Source organism: Cryptosporangium aurantiacum (assembly GCF_900143005.1).
GTDB classification, from domain to species: domain Bacteria; phylum Actinomycetota; class Actinomycetes; order Mycobacteriales; family Cryptosporangiaceae; genus Cryptosporangium; species Cryptosporangium aurantiacum.
In genome coordinates this window covers 132766-147946 of record NZ_FRCS01000012.1, presented here as the reverse complement: position 1 = coordinate 147946, position 15181 = coordinate 132766, and the positions used below count along the sequence as shown (strand labels likewise).

The following is a 15181-nucleotide window of genomic DNA, read 5'->3' as shown; positions in this document are numbered from 1 at the left end:
AGGATTTCCGTTGGACAGCTGACAGAACCCCCTACCAGCGGGGAATGCTGAAACATTCTTCAGCCGCGGTCACTGTGGGTGGTCGGCTTCGGCCGTTCAGTGGCCGGAGAGTGAGGGCTGCGCCGCGCCTTACCGGCCTTCCGCCTCACCGCCCGCGGGTTCTCCGACGTGCGCGCGGCACCCGTGGGGCTTCCCGACGCCTCGGGGCTGCCGGACGTCGACGGAGAGCCGGACGGACTGCCGGTCGCGCCGGGCCGGGACGGAGTGGCTTGTGGCTTCGCGCGTCGTTCCGGACGAATCGCGATGCGTGAACGGTCGTCGCCCCGTTTCCCGGCTCGTCCCGGCACCACGCGCCCCGCCGCGAAGAACTCCGACCACCACACCGGCGCGATTCGCACGACGTCCCCGGTGGTGGGCGCGTGCACCATCAGTCCGCGGCCGAGGTAGACGCCGACGTGGTGGATCGTGTCCCAGTCGGCCCGGTCCGTGGCGAAGAACAGCAGGTCGCCGGGGAGCAGGGCGGTGATCGACACCGGCCGGCTCGCCCGGTACTGCGGGCGGGCGGTGCGGGGCAGCGTCACGTCGGCCGACGCGTACGCGGTCTGTACGAGGCCGGAGCAGTCGAAGCGCTGCGGTCCTTCCGCGCCCCACTCGTACGGTTTGCCGCGCTGTGCGAGTGCGAATTCCACCGCGGACACGGCGGCCTTCCCGGCGGCGCCCTTCGCGTCCCGCAGGTGACGACGAACCAGCGCCGCCTCGACCGCGTCCCGCCGACGCTGGGCCGCGGCCAACGCTGCTGCCCGTGCGGCGCGCAGTCGTCGGAGCGTCGCCCCGCGAGCGGCGAGGTCGCGGCGGAGCGCGTCGACTCGGCTCCGTTGCACGTCCAGCAGTTCGCCGGCCCGGCGGGCGGCGTCGGCGGCTGCGCGTTCGTGGGCCTCGGCGGTCTCCAGGGCGAGCAGCGCCGGGCCTACCTTGGGGCGGCCCAGGACCGCGCTGCGGGGGTCGGCGGCGAGGCCTGTTGGGCGGCTCGCCTCGGCGATGAACGAGTCGCGTGCCCACGCCGCTGCTTCGGACTCGGCGTCGGCGGTGACTGCCCGGGCGGCGGCGAGCTCCGACTCCGCGGTGGTGTGTGCGGCGGCGAGCGTGCCGAGCGTGATCTTGGCGTCGGTGAGCCTTTCGGCAACTGCCTCGCCGGCCGCGGACTCGCGGGCGATCTGCGCCAGCACGGGGTCGGTCACCGGCCGCGGCCGACTCGCAGGCCGCGCCGGAGCCACGGGTCGCCCCCCGGCTATCGGGTGTCCGGCCGCCAGCGACTGCCGCGCGCCGATCGCCGGCTGCGCGCCTACCGCAGCCCCGCGTCCGGCGCCGACAGCCGGATTCCCACCGACCAGCGGCCGCTTCACGCCGACGGCCGGCCGGCCGGCAGACGGCGGGCGATTTACGCCGGCCGGGTGTCCGGCCGCCAACGGACGCTTTGCGCCGACAGCCGGGTGTCGGGCGGCTGGGCGGCCCGGGGTGGCGGCTGGGTGGAACTCGGGGCGCAGGGCGGACGTCGCGGGGAGGGCCGGCCCGGCGACGCCCTTCGGCAGCTCGACGCTGACCAGCGGCCGGTCGATCGCCACCCGGGCCGGCACCACCCGCGCCGGCGTCCCGCCGAATGCGTCGGCCGGGCCGGAGCCGGCGACGAGCGTCAGCGCCGTACCGACGGCGGCCGAGAGCCGGACAGCACGAAGGCCGTCGAAGTTCCGGATCGCGGCAAGCGCGGACGGGAAGAGCGCCGAGCTACGGCGGAAGGACGGGGTGGGTTTTCGGTGCGCGCCGGCCATCAGCCTCGGTTCCCGTGGTTCTGCCCGTCTGTGTCCACTAACTGGGTATAGCAGTGTATGCACGATTAGTCACGTTTGTCGGATACGCCCAACGAGCGTGACTGAGGCGTGCCGTCCCAGGTCGGAGCACATTCCGGCCCGCGTACGCTGGGCCGCATGGATTCCGGCCTCAAGCGCGAGATCGAGCAGAAGGTACGAGCTGGGGAGCGGCTCTCGTACGACGACGGCGTCGCGCTCTACGACTGCGACGACCTGGCGTGGCTCGGTGGTCTCGCGCACGAGGTGCGCACCGCCAAGAACGGCGAGACCGTCGTGTTCAACGTGAATCGCCACCTGAACATGACCAACGTCTGTTCGGCGTCGTGCGCGTACTGCTCGTTCCAGCGCAAGCCGGGCGAGAAGGACGCCTACACGATGCGCATCGAGGAAGCGGTCCGGCTCGCCAAGGACATGGAATCCGAGGGCCTCACCGAGCTGCACATCGTCAACGGCCTGCACCCGAACCTTCCCTGGCGGTACTACCCGCGGTCGCTCCGGGCGCTGAAGGAAGTGCTGCCGAACGTCTCGCTGAAGGCGTTCACCGCGACCGAGATCCACTGGTTCGAGAAGATCTCCGGCCTGTCTGCCGACGAGATCCTCGACGAGCTGATCGACGCCGGGCTCGAGTCGCTGACCGGCGGCGGTGCCGAGATCTTCGACTGGGAGGTCCGGCAGCACATCGTCGACCACGCCACCCACTGGGAGGACTGGTCGCGGATCCACCGCCTCGCGCACTCGAAGGGCCTCAAGACGCCCTGCACGATGCTCTACGGCCACATCGAGGAGCCGCGCCACCGCGTCGACCACGTGCTCCGGCTGCGCGAACTGCAGGATGAGACCGGTGGCTTCCAGGTCTTCATCCCGCTGCGCTACCAGCACGACGGGGCGAAGCCGGCGGACGGCAAGGTCCGTAACCGGCTCGAAGAGCGCACGCAAATGGCGACCCCGGCCGAGTCGCTGAAGACGTTCGCGGTCTCCCGGCTGCTGTTCGACAACGTCCCGCACGTGAAGTGCTTCTGGGTGATGCACGGGCTCTCGCTGGCCCAGCTGTCGCTCAACTTCGGCGTGGACGACTTGGACGGCTCGGTGGTGGAGTACAAGATCACCCACGACGCCGACCGGTACGGGACGCCCAACACGATGCACCGCGAGGGCCTGCTCGACCTGATCCGGGACGCCGGGTTCACTCCGGTGGAGCGGAACACCCGCTACGAGGTCGTGCGGCAGTATGACGGGCCGACGCCGCTGGCGGAGCGTCGAGCCGAGCCGCAGCCGATGTGGAGCTGAGATGACCGAGCCACGTGGTAACGACCGGTCGAGCACGCTGGAGAACCTGCACCCGGGTTTCCTCTATACGGTCGCCCGATTCATGGTGTTCGGCGCGTGCGTAGTCGTGCTGTTCGTGATCGGGTTCCGCTCCTGGCTGCTCGTGCTCGGGGCGTTGCTGCTCTCCGCACCGCTGTCGTTCTTCCTTCTGCGCAAGCAGCGGGAGGCTTTCGCCATGCGCGTCGAGGGGCGGATGAGCAAGCGTCAAGAGGAGAAGGCCAAACTGCGCGCCGCCCTGGCCGGCGAGGACGACGAGCGCTGACCGGTCGGGTTACCGGCGGTTGCGCGACCGGGTCGACTCGGCCCGGACGGTGGCGGCCCGTGCTTCCGAGACGTCGATCATCAGGTCGAACGGCTCGGTGACCGAGATCTGATCACCGGTCACCCGCTGGACCTCTTGGTACCAGCGGCCGGTCACTCGGTGCTCGACGATCGTGAACGGCTCCAGATCGACGAGCCAGTACGACGGGATGCCTGCGGCGGCGTAGATGCGGGGTTTGTTCTGCCGGTCGATCCGCGCAGTGCCCGGCGAGAGCACCTCGACCGCGAGGCGGACGTCGTCGCTCTGGGTACGAACTCGTCCCTCGCCGACCTCTCGCGGCACCACGATCAGATCGGGTCGGGGGCACTGCCGCTTGTCGGCCATCGCGACGTCGACGTCACCGACGACGACGAAGCCCGCGGGCAGCACCGCCTCCAGTGCGGCCCACAGCATGAAGACCACACGGTTGTGCAGATTGGTAGGGCTCGCGCACACGATGATGTGTCCGTCGATCAGTTCGTGGTGGACCCAGTCGTCCTCTCCCAGGGCGTCATAGTCGTCGATCGTGGATGGGCCGTACGTGGGCGCTGGTGCGCTCATCAACTTCACCTGCTCTCGTTGCTCCGACGGATCGGAGGGGCGAAGCCAGCGTAGGAAGTTCACTGGGCGTCTCCCATCGTATCCACAGGTACCAACGAGTGTGGCAGGTTTTCGGTGTGCAGAACGATCAGGCGTGACACGGCGCGGGTCAACACTACGTAGAGCCGGTTGAGGCCGCGGGGCTCCGCCGCGACGATCGCCGCCGGTTCGACCACGACAACCGTGTCGAACTCCAGCCCCTTCGCCAGCGTTGCCGGCAGCACGGTGATCGGTGGCTCGGAGGGCTCGTCGGACGGTTGGTCCGCTCGGACAGCGGTGAGGCCCGCAGCGGTCAGCTTCCGGAAAATGCGCGCGACCATGGCGTCCGCACAAATCACGGCGACCGAGCCGGGCTCGGCAACGGCGGCCCGCGCGGCTGCCACGGCTGCCGCGATCGGGTCGCGGACCGCCTGCACGTCCAGCGCGCCCGGGGCGTGCCGCACCGACCGGGCGGGCCCGACGCCGGCGGCCAGTGCGGGCAGCAGGCGGTTGGCGAACTCGACGATCTCGGACGGCATCCGGTAGCCGGTCGTCAACGGCGTGACGACGGTCGCGGGTTTGGCCAGGTGCTCCAGCAGCGTGGCCCAGTCGCGGGCGCCGCCGACCGCGGTGCCCTGGGCCAGGTCACCCAGCACGGTCAGCGACCCGTGCGGCGACCGGCGTGCGATCGCTCGCGCTTGCATCGGCGTCAGGTCCTGGGCCTCGTCGACGATGACGTGGCCGAAGCCTGGCGTCCGCTCCAGCAGTGCGGCGGCTTCGTCGATGAGCACGGCGTCGGCCTCGGTCCAGCGCGGACGCCCGGGAGGCCGGGCGATCGCGTCCTGCTCGGCGGGCGAGAGGATGCCGTCGGCGGCGCGGGCCAGCAGGTCCTGGTCGCTGAACAGGCGAGCCACCAGCGCGGCGGGGTCGGCGGGCGGCCAGACCGCGTCCAGCCAGGTCCGCATCGTGCGGGACCGGGCGACCCGGCTCACCCAGGCGTCGGTCGGTGAGCCGCCGCGGCGTTCGACCTGCCGCCGGAACCGCTCGGCCACTCGGTGGGCGACTCGGTCGCGGGCGGTGGAGTACGGGGTGCCTGCGGTGTAGGCGGTCCGTGCTTCGGTGGTGATCTCGCCCAGTTCGGTCGGTCCGAGGCGGAGTCGTGCGCCGGTTTCGGGGTACACGAGTGGTTCGGAGGGGGCCCTGAGTGCGCTGGTGAGACTCGAGGCGAGTACCGCCGCCATCCGGGCGTCGCCCTTGACCGCTAGCGCCTCGGGGGTGTCGACGGCCTTGATCGGAACGCGGCCGACGAGCTCGGCGACCGTGCGCTGGAGGACGTTGACCTCACCGAGCGCGGGCAGGACCTCGGCGATGTAACGCAGGAACGCCGCGTTCGGACCCACCACCAGCACACCGGTACGGCTCAGCCGCTCGCGGTAGGCGTACAGCAGGTAGGCCGCCCGGTGCAGACCCACCGCGGTCTTGCCGGTGCCGGGAGCGCCCTGGATGCACAGGCTGGTCTCCAGATCGGCCCGGACCAGCACGTCCTGGTCGGGCTGGATCGTCGCCACGATGTCGCGCATCGGCCCGACCCGTGGGCGTTCGATCTCCTCGGTCAGCAGCCGCGAGCCGAGCCCGGACTCCTCGCCGGACGTCAGGTGCTCGTCCTCGAACGAGGTCAGCCTGCCACCGGCGAACCCGAACCGGCGCCGTCGGCGCACGCCCTGCGGTGCCAGCGCGCTGGCCTGGTAGAACGCAGTCGAGACCGGAGCGCGCCAGTCGACGACCAGCGGATCGCCGGCCGCGTCGGTGACGTGTCGGCGTCCGACGTGGAACGTCTCGCCGGCGTACGGCGACCCGGTGGGCCCGAAGTCGAGCCGGCCGAAGAACAGGGGCGTCGTGCCGTCGTCGAGCAGCTGTTCCATCCGCCGGGCGAGTGCTCTGGCCAGCATCTCCGAGGAGAACGGGTCGCCGGTGGCGTCGCTGCGGGTCAGTGCTTCGGTGCGCTCCCGCATCGCGGCCAGCGCGGTGCGCGAGGTCTCGAGGTGTACGGCTTCGTCGGCGAGCTCAGCGTCCAGGGTCGTCATCCGGGCCTCCGGGACCGGTAGCTGGTCCCCACTGCCCTAGGCCCGGCGCGGTTCCGCTCCGGGGCGCCCGGCTTCGACGGGGCCGCCTTACGGCGACCGACAAACATTAAGCCAGTGGACGAGAGGCCGCGAGCCGTTTGCGGGCGCGCTCCACGCCTCGGCGGGAGCCGAGCTTAACTCCGGAAATTTGTGGAATAATGTCTAGTAAGTCATAGTTCGGCCCCCCTCGTGGTAGGAGAGGAGCCCGTTCGTGCTGAAGCGCACACGGTTGAACGACGCCAAGACCAAGGTAACCTTCACGCTGCCGATGGACGACACGACGCCGTCCGTCAGTGTCGTGGGCGACTTCAACGGCTGGCAGCCGGGTAAGCACGAGCTGACCCCGCGACGGAACGGCATGCGCAGCGTCACGCTGACGTTGCCGACCGGCGTGCACCGCTTCCGCTACCTCGGGACCGGCGGTGTCTGGCTCGACGACGCGGAGGCCGACCGGATCGACGCGCAGGGCAGTGTCCTGGAGGTATAGGGCGCGACTGCTGGGGCGGTCGGGGAGACGCCGACGTACTGTCGGAGCGTGAGACAGGACGCGCCGCGACGCCCCCGGGTCGGACACATCCAATTCCTGAACTGCCTCCCGATCTACTACGGGCTGGTGCGCACCGGTGCTCTCCTCGACGTCGACCTGACGAAGGACACCCCGGATCGGCTCAGCGAAGCGCTGGTCGGCGGCGATCTCGACATCGGGCCGATCAGCCTGGTCGAGTACCTGCGGCACGCCGATGAGCTGCTGCTCCTGCCCGATATCGCGGTGGGGTCGGACGGGCCGGTGCTCTCGGTGAACGTCGTCTCGCAGCGGCCGCTGGAGGAGTTGGACGGCCGGCGGGTCGCGCTGGGGTCGACCAGCCGGACCAGCGTGCTGCTGGCCAGGATGCTGCTCGCCGAGCGGTACGGCGTCCGCCCCGACTACTACGTGTGCCCGCCGGACCTCGGCGTGATGATGCAGGAGGCCGAGGCGGGGGTCCTGATCGGCGACGCCGCGCTCCGGGCGCTCTACGAGGGTCCGGACATGGGGCTCGCGGTCACCGACCTCGGCGCTGCCTGGCGCGAGTGGAGCGGGCTGCCGATGGTGTTCGCGGTCTGGGCGGCCAGGCGCGAGTTCGCCGAACGGCACCCCGGGCAGGTCAAGGACGTCCACGACGCGTTCCTGCGCTCGCGAGACCTCTGTCTGACCCAGATCGACGACGTCGCCGCGGACGCCGCCCGCTGGGAGGTGTTCGACGCGCACACGCTCGCGAACTACTTCCGCACGCTCGACTTCTCGCTCGGGGTGCGGCAGGTGGAAGGGTTGCGGGCGTTCGCGGCGAAGGCCACCGAGGCCGGTGAGGCGCCGTCGTTACCGGCCGGGGGGCCGGAGTTCATCCAGCTCTGAGCGCGCGCGGCCCTTCCGGCGGCTTGCCGGGACGGGGGATCGTGACAGCTGTGATCATCCTGCGGTCGCGTGCGACGCGGCCACTCGCTGCGCTGGCCGGAATCGTGGCGGCGGCGATCGCGCTCGGCGTCGCCGAAGTGGCCGCGGCGTTCGTCGGGCCGTCGTCCTCGCCGCTGACCGCGGTCGCGGGGGAGATCGTGGACCGGGTCCCGCGGTCGGTCGAGCAGTTCGGCGTCCAGACGTTCGGCAGCTGGGACAAGCCGGTGCTGACGTTGATCATCCTGGTGGTGCTCGCCGGGGTGGCCGCGGTGACGGGCGCGCTGGCGGCGCGTCATATAGGCTTCGGTTTGGGAGTTTTTGCGGCTTTTGCGGCTATCGGGGCTGCGGCCTGCGTGTCGCGTCCGGACTCGACGAGCTTCGCGGTCGTGCCGACGCTGGTCGGCGCCGGTGTGGCGATGGGTGTGCTGTCGCTGCTCGTCGGACGCGCGCGGGACGCGGGGGCGGCGCTGGACGCCGAGGCGGCTGAGCGCGTCGCAGCAGCGGACTCCCATCGAACCGCGGAGCCGGCCGATGTCGGGGGTACGGCCGGCTCCGCTTCGTCCGCCGGCTCAGAGAGCCGGGCTGTGGGGGCCGGGGGTACGGTCGGCTCCGCTTCGTCCGCCGGCTCAGAGAGCCGGGCTGTGGGGGCCGGGGGTACGGTCGGCTCCGCTTCGTCCGCCGGCTCAGAGAGCCGGGCTGTGGGGGCCGGGGGTACGGCCGGCTCCGCTTCGTCCGCCGGCTCAGAGAGCCGGGCTGTGGGGGCCGGGGGTACGGTCGGCTCCGCTTCGTCCGCCGGCTCAGAGAGCCGGGCGGTGGGGGCCGGGGGTACGGCCGGCTCCGCTTCTCCCGCTCCTTGGCTCGTCGGGGGTGGGGGTGCGGCGTCTCGGCGGACGTTTTTCTGGATCGCCGGGGGCGCCGCGACGGCTGCGGTGGCCGCGGGCGGCGTCGGCCGCCTCCTCGCCCGCTGGCGCGGCGTGAGTGACCAGCGCGCCGCGATCCGCCTGCCCGCCCCCGCGTCCCCGGCGCCACCGGTACCGGCAGGCGCGAGCCTCGACGTCCCCGGCATCACCCCGCTGACCACCGCCAACGACACGTTCTACCGGGTCGACACCGCGTTCGTGCTGCCGCAGGTCGATCCGCGCTCCTACCGGCTGCGCATCCACGGACGCGTCCGCCGCGAGCTCACGCTCACCTATCAGGATCTGCTGGACCTGCCGCTGGTCGAGCGCGACATCACGTTGGCCTGCGTCTCCAACGAGGTCGGCGGCGACCTTCTCGGAAACGCCCGCTGGCTCGGCGTCCGACTGGCTGACGTGCTGGACCGAGCGGACCCGCACCCGGACGCGGACCAACTCGTCGGCCGTTCGGCCGACGGCTGGACCTGCGGCACACCCACGGCGGCGTGCCGCGACGGCCGGGACGCGCTGCTCGCGGTCGGCATGAACGGTGTGCCGCTCCCGATCGCGCACGGCTTCCCGGTGCGGATGGTCGTCCCGGGCCTCTACGGCTACGTCTCGGCCACGAAGTGGCTCGTCGATCTGGAACTCTCCCGGTTCGACGACTTCGACGCGTACTGGGTGCCGCGCGGATGGTCCCAGCAAGCCCCGATCAAGACGTCGTCCCGGATCGACACCCCGCGGCAGTCCGACCGGGTCTCCGGCACGGTCACGGTCGCGGGCGTCGCCTGGGCGCAGCGCCGGGGCATCAGCCGCGTCGAGGTTCGGGTCGACGGGGGGCAGTGGCAGCAAGCGACGCTGGCGGACGCCGACTCCGTGGACACCTGGCGTCAGTGGCGCTGGGACTGGGATGCCACCGAGGCCGGCGGCGGACGCCACACCCTGGAGGTCCGCGCCACCGACGCCACCGGCGCCATCCAGTCCGGAACGGAGCGCCCCCCGGCTCCGAACGGATCCGAGGGCTGGCACCAGGTAAGCGTCACCGCCCGATAGCGCTGCACATTTTGTGCCCCTCTGGCGGCACAAAATGTTCAGCGCCTCGCCCGCCGCTGTCAGCCGAGGCCGAGGCGGGACAGGAGTTCGCCGGAGTAGTCGGCGTGGTCGTTGGCGACCTCCTCGAGGTCGACGTCGTGGTCGATCTCGTCGGCGGCCAGTCGGTCGAGGAGATACGCCATCGACTCCCGGACCAGGTCCGCCTCGACCTCCCGGTCATCGGGGTCGAGCGCCAGTTCGTCGAGGAGATCGTCGGGCACCACGACGCGGTGGTTCGTGGTGTCGGTGCCTTCGGTGAGCGTCACCGCGTACTCGTGCGGCCCCATCGGCCGGACATCGATCTTCTGTGCCATGGGCGCCGCATACCCCGGTACGGCCCGGTGCACTCCACGGCCCGGGTTACGCTCGACGTCGTGACCGGAAACGCTGCCGATGAACTCTCTTCAACGTCCGGCCTTCTCCGAGGTCGACCGACCTCGGCAGAGGCCGGTCGAAAAGAATTCACAGCCGACATCCTTCAGCGCGCCGCCGACGGCGGCCGGATCTCGCCGGAGGAGGCGTTGCTGCTGTACACCGACGCGCCACTGCACGCGCTCGGGGCGGCGGCCGACACGGTCCGGCGCCGGATTTATGGTGATGTCGCTCATATTGCGACATACATCATCGACCGGAACATCAACTACACGAACGTCTGCGTCACCGCGTGCAAGTTCTGCGCGTTCTACCGCGCGCCGAAGCACAAGGAAGGCTGGTCGCACGACCTCGACGAGATCCTGCGCCGATGCGACGAGGCGGTGAAGCTCGGTGCGACGCAGATCATGCTCCAGGGTGGTCACCACCCGGAGTACGGCGTCGAGTACTACGAGGCGGTGTTCGGCGCGATCCGGCGCGAGTACCCGTCGCTGACCCTGCACTCGCTCGGCGCGTCCGAGGTCATGCACATGTCGAAGGTCTCGAAGGTCAGCATCGAGGAGTCGATCACCCGGATCCACGCGGCCGGGCTCGACTCGTTCGCCGGTGCCGGCGCCGAGATCTTGGTCGAGCGGCCGCGGAAGGCGATCGCGCCGCTCAAGGAGTCCGGTGAGCGCTGGCTCGAGGTGATGGAGACCGCCCACGGGCTCGGCGTCGAATCGACCGCGACGTTCATGATGGGCACCGGCGAGACGAACGCCGAGCGCATCGAGCACATGCGGATGATCCGCGACGTGCAGGACCGCACCGGTGGCTTCCGGTCGTTCATTCCGTGGACGTACCAGCCGGAGAACAACCACCTCAAGGGCCGGACGCAGGCCACCAGCCTGGAGTACCTGCGGCTGGTCGCGGTCGCGCGGCTGTTCTTCGACAACGTCAAGCACCTGCAGGGTTCCTGGCTGACGACCGGCAAGGACATCGGCCAGCTGACGCTGCACTACGGCGCCGACGACCTGGGCTCGGTCATGCTCGAGGAGAACGTGGTCTCCAGCGCGGGGGCGAAGCACCGCTCCAACCGCACCGAGCTGATCCACCTGATGCGCAGCGCGGGCCGGACGCCTGCTCAGCGCGACACGCTCTACCGCCACCTGGTCGTCCACGACGACCCGGCGAACGACCCGAGCGACGACCACATTGTCTCGCACTTCGCGTCGATCGCCCTGCCCGGCGGTGGCGTCGGCCGCAATCTGCCGCTGGTCGAAGCGTCATAAAGCGCTCGGCGCGCGCGTTACGCCGTTGCGCGCGATGATCTGTAGGTGGCGAGCGACGAGCGCAGTGGGGCGTCCGAGGCGGTACGTCCGTCCTGGGCCGGTCCACGCCTGACCGCCGGGGCGGTGGCCAGGCGGCTCGGCGTAGCGGTGACCACCCTGCGGACCTGGGACCAGCGGTACGGCCTCGGCCCGAGTGAGCACGAGGCAGGACGGCACCGGCGGTACTCCGCAGAGGACGTCCGGCGGCTGGAGATGATGCGCCGCCTCACGTTCCAGGGGGTCTCACCAGCGGATGCCGCGCGCACCGCGCTGGCCGCCAACCCGGGCGAACTGACCGAACCCGCGCCGCGCCCCGGCGCCCGCGTGCCGAACCGGCGGGTGATGCCGGTGGGGCTGGCGCAGGCGGCCGCACGCGGGCTGGCCAGGGCCGCGGGCAGCATGGACTCGGACGCGATCGCCGAGGAGATCCGCACCTGCCTGCGGACGTACGGCACGGTGCTGACCTGGAGCGAGGTCCTGGTCCCGGTGCTCTCGGCGCTCGGGCAGCGCTGGCAGGCCGGGCACAGCGTCGTCGAGGTCGAGCATTTGCTGTCCTGGCACATCTCCACCGAGCTGCGCATGGTCGTGCCGGGTCCGGCGGGTCCGCGGCGGGCCCGCACGTCCGACGAGCCGGTGCCCGCGCTCGCCCCGCCCCGGACGCTGCTCGCCGCGGTGGAGGAGGAGCAGCACACGCTGCCGCTGGAGGCGCTGGCGGCCGCGCTGCGCGAGGTGCGGCGGGGAACACGGATCCTCGGTGCCCGGGTTCCTGCCGAGGCGATGGTCGAGGCCGTGCGGCGGACCGGCCCGTCGGTGGTCGTGCTCTGGTCACAGGTGCCGGAGACCGCTGACCCGACGGTGTTCACCCGCTTGGCCGGGATCGGGCGTCCCGTACGGATGATCGCGGCCGGCCCCGGCTGGCTCGGTCCGGTCCGGCGACGGTTGCCCGCCGGCGTCGCGCTACCGACGTCGTTGGTGGAAGCCGTCGAGGGTGTGCTCGCCGCGCTGGGTGGGCCGGCCGCGTCTCGAGATGCGGGGCGGCGCGTCTCACGGTAGGAATCGACTCACAACCGATGCACCGCCGAACGGGACGAGGTCGAGATGAGCACGCGGACGGTGGAAGCGGCGAGAGTCAGCCCGACCAACGCAGACGTCCGGGCCCGCGTCGGTCTCGCGCTGGAGGACTTCCTGGCCGACTACGTGGCGGTGCTGGGGCGAGTCGGCGAGGAGCTGTCCGACCTCGATGGCCCGCTGCAGGCCGCGGTGCTCGCCGGGGGCAAGCGTCTCCGCCCGCTGTTCGCGTACTGGGGTGCGCGGGCGGCCGGTGCGCCGGACGACGAGACGCTGATCCGCGCCGCCGCGTCGCTGGAGCTGTTGCATGCGTTCGCGCTGATCCACGACGACGTGATGGACGGCTCCGACCTACGCCGCGGACGCCCGTCGGCGCACCGCGCGCTGGAGGCGGCACATCGGGCGGCCGGTCTGCACGGCGACCCGGAGCGCTTCGGTCAGGCCGCCGCGATCCTGCTGGGTGACCTGCTGCTGGTGCTCTCCGAGCAGATGCTCGCCACCGCGGGGCTGCCGTCGCTCGCGGCGTCGCGGGCCCGGGACGTGTTCGCGACGATGCGTCTGGAGCTGATGGCCGGCCAGTACCTCGACATCGCGGCTCCGACCCGCGGGGGAGTGCCGCTGGAGCGCGCACTGCGGATCGCCCGGTACAAGAGCGGCAAGTACACGGTGGAGGCACCGCTGCACCTGGGCGCCGCGGTCGCCGATGCGCCTGCGACGGTCGTCGACGCCTACACCGCGTTCGCGCTCCCGATCGGCGAGGCGTTCCAGCTGCGCGACGACCTGCTCGGCGTGTTCGGAGACAGCGCGGTCACCGGTAAGCCGTCCGGCGAGGACCTGCGGGAAGGCAAGCAGACGGTGCTGGTCGCGCTGGCGCGCTCCCGGGCGTCGAACGGCGGGAGGGCGCTCCTCGCGGAGCGCCTCGGTAACCCCGATCTGGACGACGAGGGGGTCGCCGCGTTGCGCGCGCTCATCGTCGAGACCGGGGCCCGGGAGAGCGTGGAGCGGATGATCACCGAGCGCTGCGACCACGCGCTGGCCGTGCTGGCGAGCGCGCCGTTCACCCCCGAGGGCCGCGCCGCCCTCCGAGACCTGGCCGTCGCCGCCGTAGACCGCAGCGCCTGACGCGAAACCGGCCTCTGAGCCGGGGTTAGAGACCGGTTTCGCGTCGGTTCAGGAGGCGGCCTCGCGGAGAAGGCGGGGGACGACCTTGCCGGTGGCGTTGCGGGGGAGCTCGGCGAGGAAGTGCACGTCGCGGGGGACCGAGAAGCGTGCTGCCTTGTTCTTCACCAGGTCGCGGACCTCGTCCGCGTCGAGCGTGTACCCGTCGTGCAGGACGACGTACGCCGCGAGCCGCTGCCCCCAGTCCGGGTCCGGAACCCCCACCACCGCGACTTCGCGTACCGCCTCGGCCTCGGTCAGGATGTTCTCGACCTCGCGCGGGAACACGTTCTCCCCGCCGGACACGATCATGTCGTCGTCTCGGCCGTCCACGAACAGCAGGCCGGTAGAGTCCATGTGCCCGACGTCGCCGGTGCTCATGAACCCGCGCTTGACCTCCTTGTTCGCCCCGTTCGTGTACCCCTCGAACAGCATCCCGTTCGCGACGAAGATCCGGCCGGGCGTCCCGGTCGGGAGGTCGTTGCCGCTCTCGTCGAGGATCGCCAGCTGGGTACCGAGCGGCGCCTGGCCGGCCGTGCGGGGTTCGCGGCGCAGGTCGCTCGGCGTCGCGATCGTCGCCCACGACACTTCGGTCGACCCGTACAGGTTGTAGAGCACGTCGCCGAACGCGTCCATGAAGTGCAGCGCGAAGTCGCCGATCAACGCCGACCCGCTGCTGGCGACCGCGCGGAGCGCGCTCAGGTCGTACTTGCTGCGGACGTCGGGCGGCAGCTCGAGCATCCGCTGCATCATGATCGGGACGACGAACACGCCCCCGGCGCGGTGCGTGGCGATGTCGGCGAGCACGGACTCCGGCTCGAACCGGCGCCGGAGCACCAGCGTCGCGCGCAGCCCCATCCCGACCTGGAGTCCGGCAAAACCCCAGGTGTGGAACAGCGGCGCCGGAATCGCGATTGTGTCCCGCACTTTCAGCGGGATCTTGGAGAGGATCGACGCGAGCGCCCCCAGCCCGTGCGGCGGCGGACGGCGCGCGCCCTTCGGCGCTCCGGTGGTGCCGGACGTCAGGACGATCGTCCGCCCCACGATCTCGGGCGGCGAGGCCTTCCCACCGGGGTTCGACGCGACGAGCTCCTCGAGCGTCGTCGGGCCGGGGCTCGTTCCGTCCGTCCACGCCAGCAGCAGCTGGACGCCGGGCGGCGGCTCGCCGATCAGCGGCAGGAACTCCTCGTCGGCGATGAGCAGCTCGACCTTCTGTTCACGAAGGACGGTCTGGATCTGGGTCGCCGAGAGGCCGGTGTTCAGCAGCACGGTGTCCGCGCCGCGGCCCGCGGACGCGACCAGCGCCTCGATCAACCCGGCGTGGTTGCGGCAGAGCACCGCGACCCGGCTCTTGCCCTTGACGCCGAGCGCCGCGAGGCCCTGCGAGATCCGGGTGGCGCGGTCGCGCACCTCGGCGAACGTCACCTGCCTGCGCTCGTCGATCAGCGCGATCCGCTCCGGGTCACGTGCCGCAGCGCTGGTGTAGCCGCCTGCCAGGCTCAACCCCCAGCTCCGCAGTGCGGCGAGCTGCCGCGTGACGCGGTCGGGGCGTCCGGGTGCGATCACCCCTGCCCGGATCAGCGTCGTCGCCAGCTGGGTGGCGTACGCCACCTTGCCGCCGGTGGGGCTGGCCACGGCGTCCTGCGCTGCCATTCGGTGACA

The 15181-nt window shown here is 71.5% G+C and carries 13 protein-coding genes; 8 read left to right on the top strand and 5 right to left on the bottom strand.

What is annotated here, in order from left to right; genetic code table 11:
* Positions 1-59: 59 nt before the first annotated feature.
* A complete protein-coding gene (locus BUB75_RS32095; RefSeq protein WP_073262286.1) occupies positions 60-1826 on the bottom strand; it encodes an NlpC/P60 family protein in 1767 nt (588 codons plus the stop codon).
* A gap of 156 nt (positions 1827-1982) precedes the next feature.
* Between BUB75_RS32095 and mqnE the strand changes: the two genes are divergently transcribed.
* Positions 1983-3152: an aminofutalosine synthase MqnE gene (mqnE, locus tag BUB75_RS32090; RefSeq protein ID WP_073262284.1), complete on the top strand. Its 1170-nt coding sequence runs from the start codon at positions 1983-1985 to the stop codon at positions 3150-3152.
* A 1-nt stretch (position 3153) separates the two neighbouring features.
* Positions 3154-3453 (top strand): DUF4229 domain-containing protein, encoded by a 300-nt coding sequence (locus BUB75_RS44520; protein ID WP_178380026.1) that lies wholly within the window; start codon positions 3154-3156, stop codon positions 3451-3453.
* 9 nt (positions 3454-3462) lie between these two features.
* Here the strand turns inward: BUB75_RS44520 and BUB75_RS32080 are convergent, their stop codons facing one another.
* On the bottom strand, positions 3463-4053 hold the full coding sequence (locus BUB75_RS32080; protein ID WP_143175529.1) for a Uma2 family endonuclease: 591 nt from the start codon (positions 4051-4053) through the stop codon (positions 3463-3465).
* A 59-nt stretch (positions 4054-4112) separates the two neighbouring features.
* On the bottom strand, positions 4113-6155 hold the full coding sequence (locus BUB75_RS32075; RefSeq protein WP_073262280.1) for a HelD family protein: 2043 nt from the start codon (positions 6153-6155) through the stop codon (positions 4113-4115).
* Between the two features lie 250 nt (positions 6156-6405).
* Between BUB75_RS32075 and BUB75_RS32070 the strand changes: the two genes are divergently transcribed.
* The 3 genes from BUB75_RS32070 to BUB75_RS32060 are packed head-to-tail and all read left to right on the top strand — an operon-like array spanning position 6406 to position 9572.
* Positions 6406-6681, top strand: coding sequence for an isoamylase early set domain-containing protein (locus BUB75_RS32070; protein ID WP_073262278.1), 276 nt, complete (start codon positions 6406-6408; stop codon positions 6679-6681).
* A gap of 48 nt (positions 6682-6729) precedes the next feature.
* Positions 6730-7584 (top strand): menaquinone biosynthetic enzyme MqnA/MqnD family protein, encoded by an 855-nt coding sequence (locus BUB75_RS32065; RefSeq protein ID WP_073262276.1) that lies wholly within the window; start codon positions 6730-6732, stop codon positions 7582-7584.
* Between the two features lie 41 nt (positions 7585-7625).
* Complete coding sequence (locus tag BUB75_RS32060; protein ID WP_218617896.1) at positions 7626-9572, top strand: molybdopterin-dependent oxidoreductase; 1947 nt, start codon at positions 7626-7628, stop codon at positions 9570-9572.
* Between the two features lie 59 nt (positions 9573-9631).
* Here BUB75_RS32060 and BUB75_RS32055 read toward each other — a convergent pair whose 3' ends face one another.
* Positions 9632-9925, bottom strand: coding sequence for a hypothetical protein (locus BUB75_RS32055; RefSeq protein ID WP_073262272.1), 294 nt, complete (start codon positions 9923-9925; stop codon positions 9632-9634).
* 159 nt (positions 9926-10084) lie between these two features.
* Here BUB75_RS32055 and mqnC point away from each other — a divergent pair, with 159 nt between their 5' ends.
* The 3 genes from mqnC (at position 10085) to BUB75_RS32040 (ending at position 13483) form a co-directional block, all read left to right on the top strand.
* Positions 10085-11254 carry a cyclic dehypoxanthinyl futalosine synthase gene (gene mqnC, locus BUB75_RS32050; protein WP_073262519.1) on the top strand — a complete coding sequence of 390 codons (1170 nt, stop codon included), beginning with the start codon at positions 10085-10087 and terminating at the stop codon, positions 11252-11254.
* Positions 11255-11362: 108 nt separating this feature from the next.
* Positions 11363-12346: a MerR family transcriptional regulator gene (locus tag BUB75_RS32045; RefSeq protein ID WP_073262517.1), complete on the top strand. Its 984-nt coding sequence runs from the start codon at positions 11363-11365 to the stop codon at positions 12344-12346.
* A 45-nt stretch (positions 12347-12391) separates the two neighbouring features.
* Complete coding sequence (locus BUB75_RS32040; protein ID WP_073262271.1) at positions 12392-13483, top strand: polyprenyl synthetase family protein; 1092 nt, start codon at positions 12392-12394, stop codon at positions 13481-13483.
* A 48-nt stretch (positions 13484-13531) separates the two neighbouring features.
* Here the strand turns inward: BUB75_RS32040 and BUB75_RS32035 are convergent, their stop codons facing one another.
* Positions 13532-15172, bottom strand: a complete 1641-nt coding sequence (locus tag BUB75_RS32035) for an AMP-binding protein (RefSeq protein ID WP_073262269.1) — start codon at positions 15170-15172, stop codon at positions 13532-13534.
* Positions 15173-15181: the final 9 nt, after the last annotated feature.

Excerpts from the sequence above, each read along its gene's own strand:
- BUB75_RS32095 (WP_073262286.1), bottom strand. The coding sequence starts at position 1,826 with ATGGCCGGCGCGCACCGAAAACCCACCCCGTCCTTCCGCCGTAGCTCG.
- mqnE (WP_073262284.1), top strand. The coding sequence starts at position 1,983 with ATGGATTCCGGCCTCAAGCGCGAGATCGAGCAGAAGGTACGAGCTGGG.
- BUB75_RS44520 (WP_178380026.1), top strand. The coding sequence starts at position 3,154 with ATGACCGAGCCACGTGGTAACGACCGGTCGAGCACGCTGGAGAACCTG.
- BUB75_RS32080 (WP_143175529.1), bottom strand. The coding sequence starts at position 4,053 with ATGAGCGCACCAGCGCCCACGTACGGCCCATCCACGATCGACGACTAT.
- BUB75_RS32075 (WP_073262280.1), bottom strand. The coding sequence starts at position 6,155 with ATGACGACCCTGGACGCTGAGCTCGCCGACGAAGCCGTACACCTCGAG.
- BUB75_RS32055 (WP_073262272.1), bottom strand. The coding sequence starts at position 9,925 with ATGGCACAGAAGATCGATGTCCGGCCGATGGGGCCGCACGAGTACGCG.
- BUB75_RS32040 (WP_073262271.1), top strand. The coding sequence starts at position 12,392 with ATGAGCACGCGGACGGTGGAAGCGGCGAGAGTCAGCCCGACCAACGCA.
- BUB75_RS32035 (WP_073262269.1), bottom strand. The coding sequence starts at position 15,172 with ATGGCAGCGCAGGACGCCGTGGCCAGCCCCACCGGCGGCAAGGTGGCG.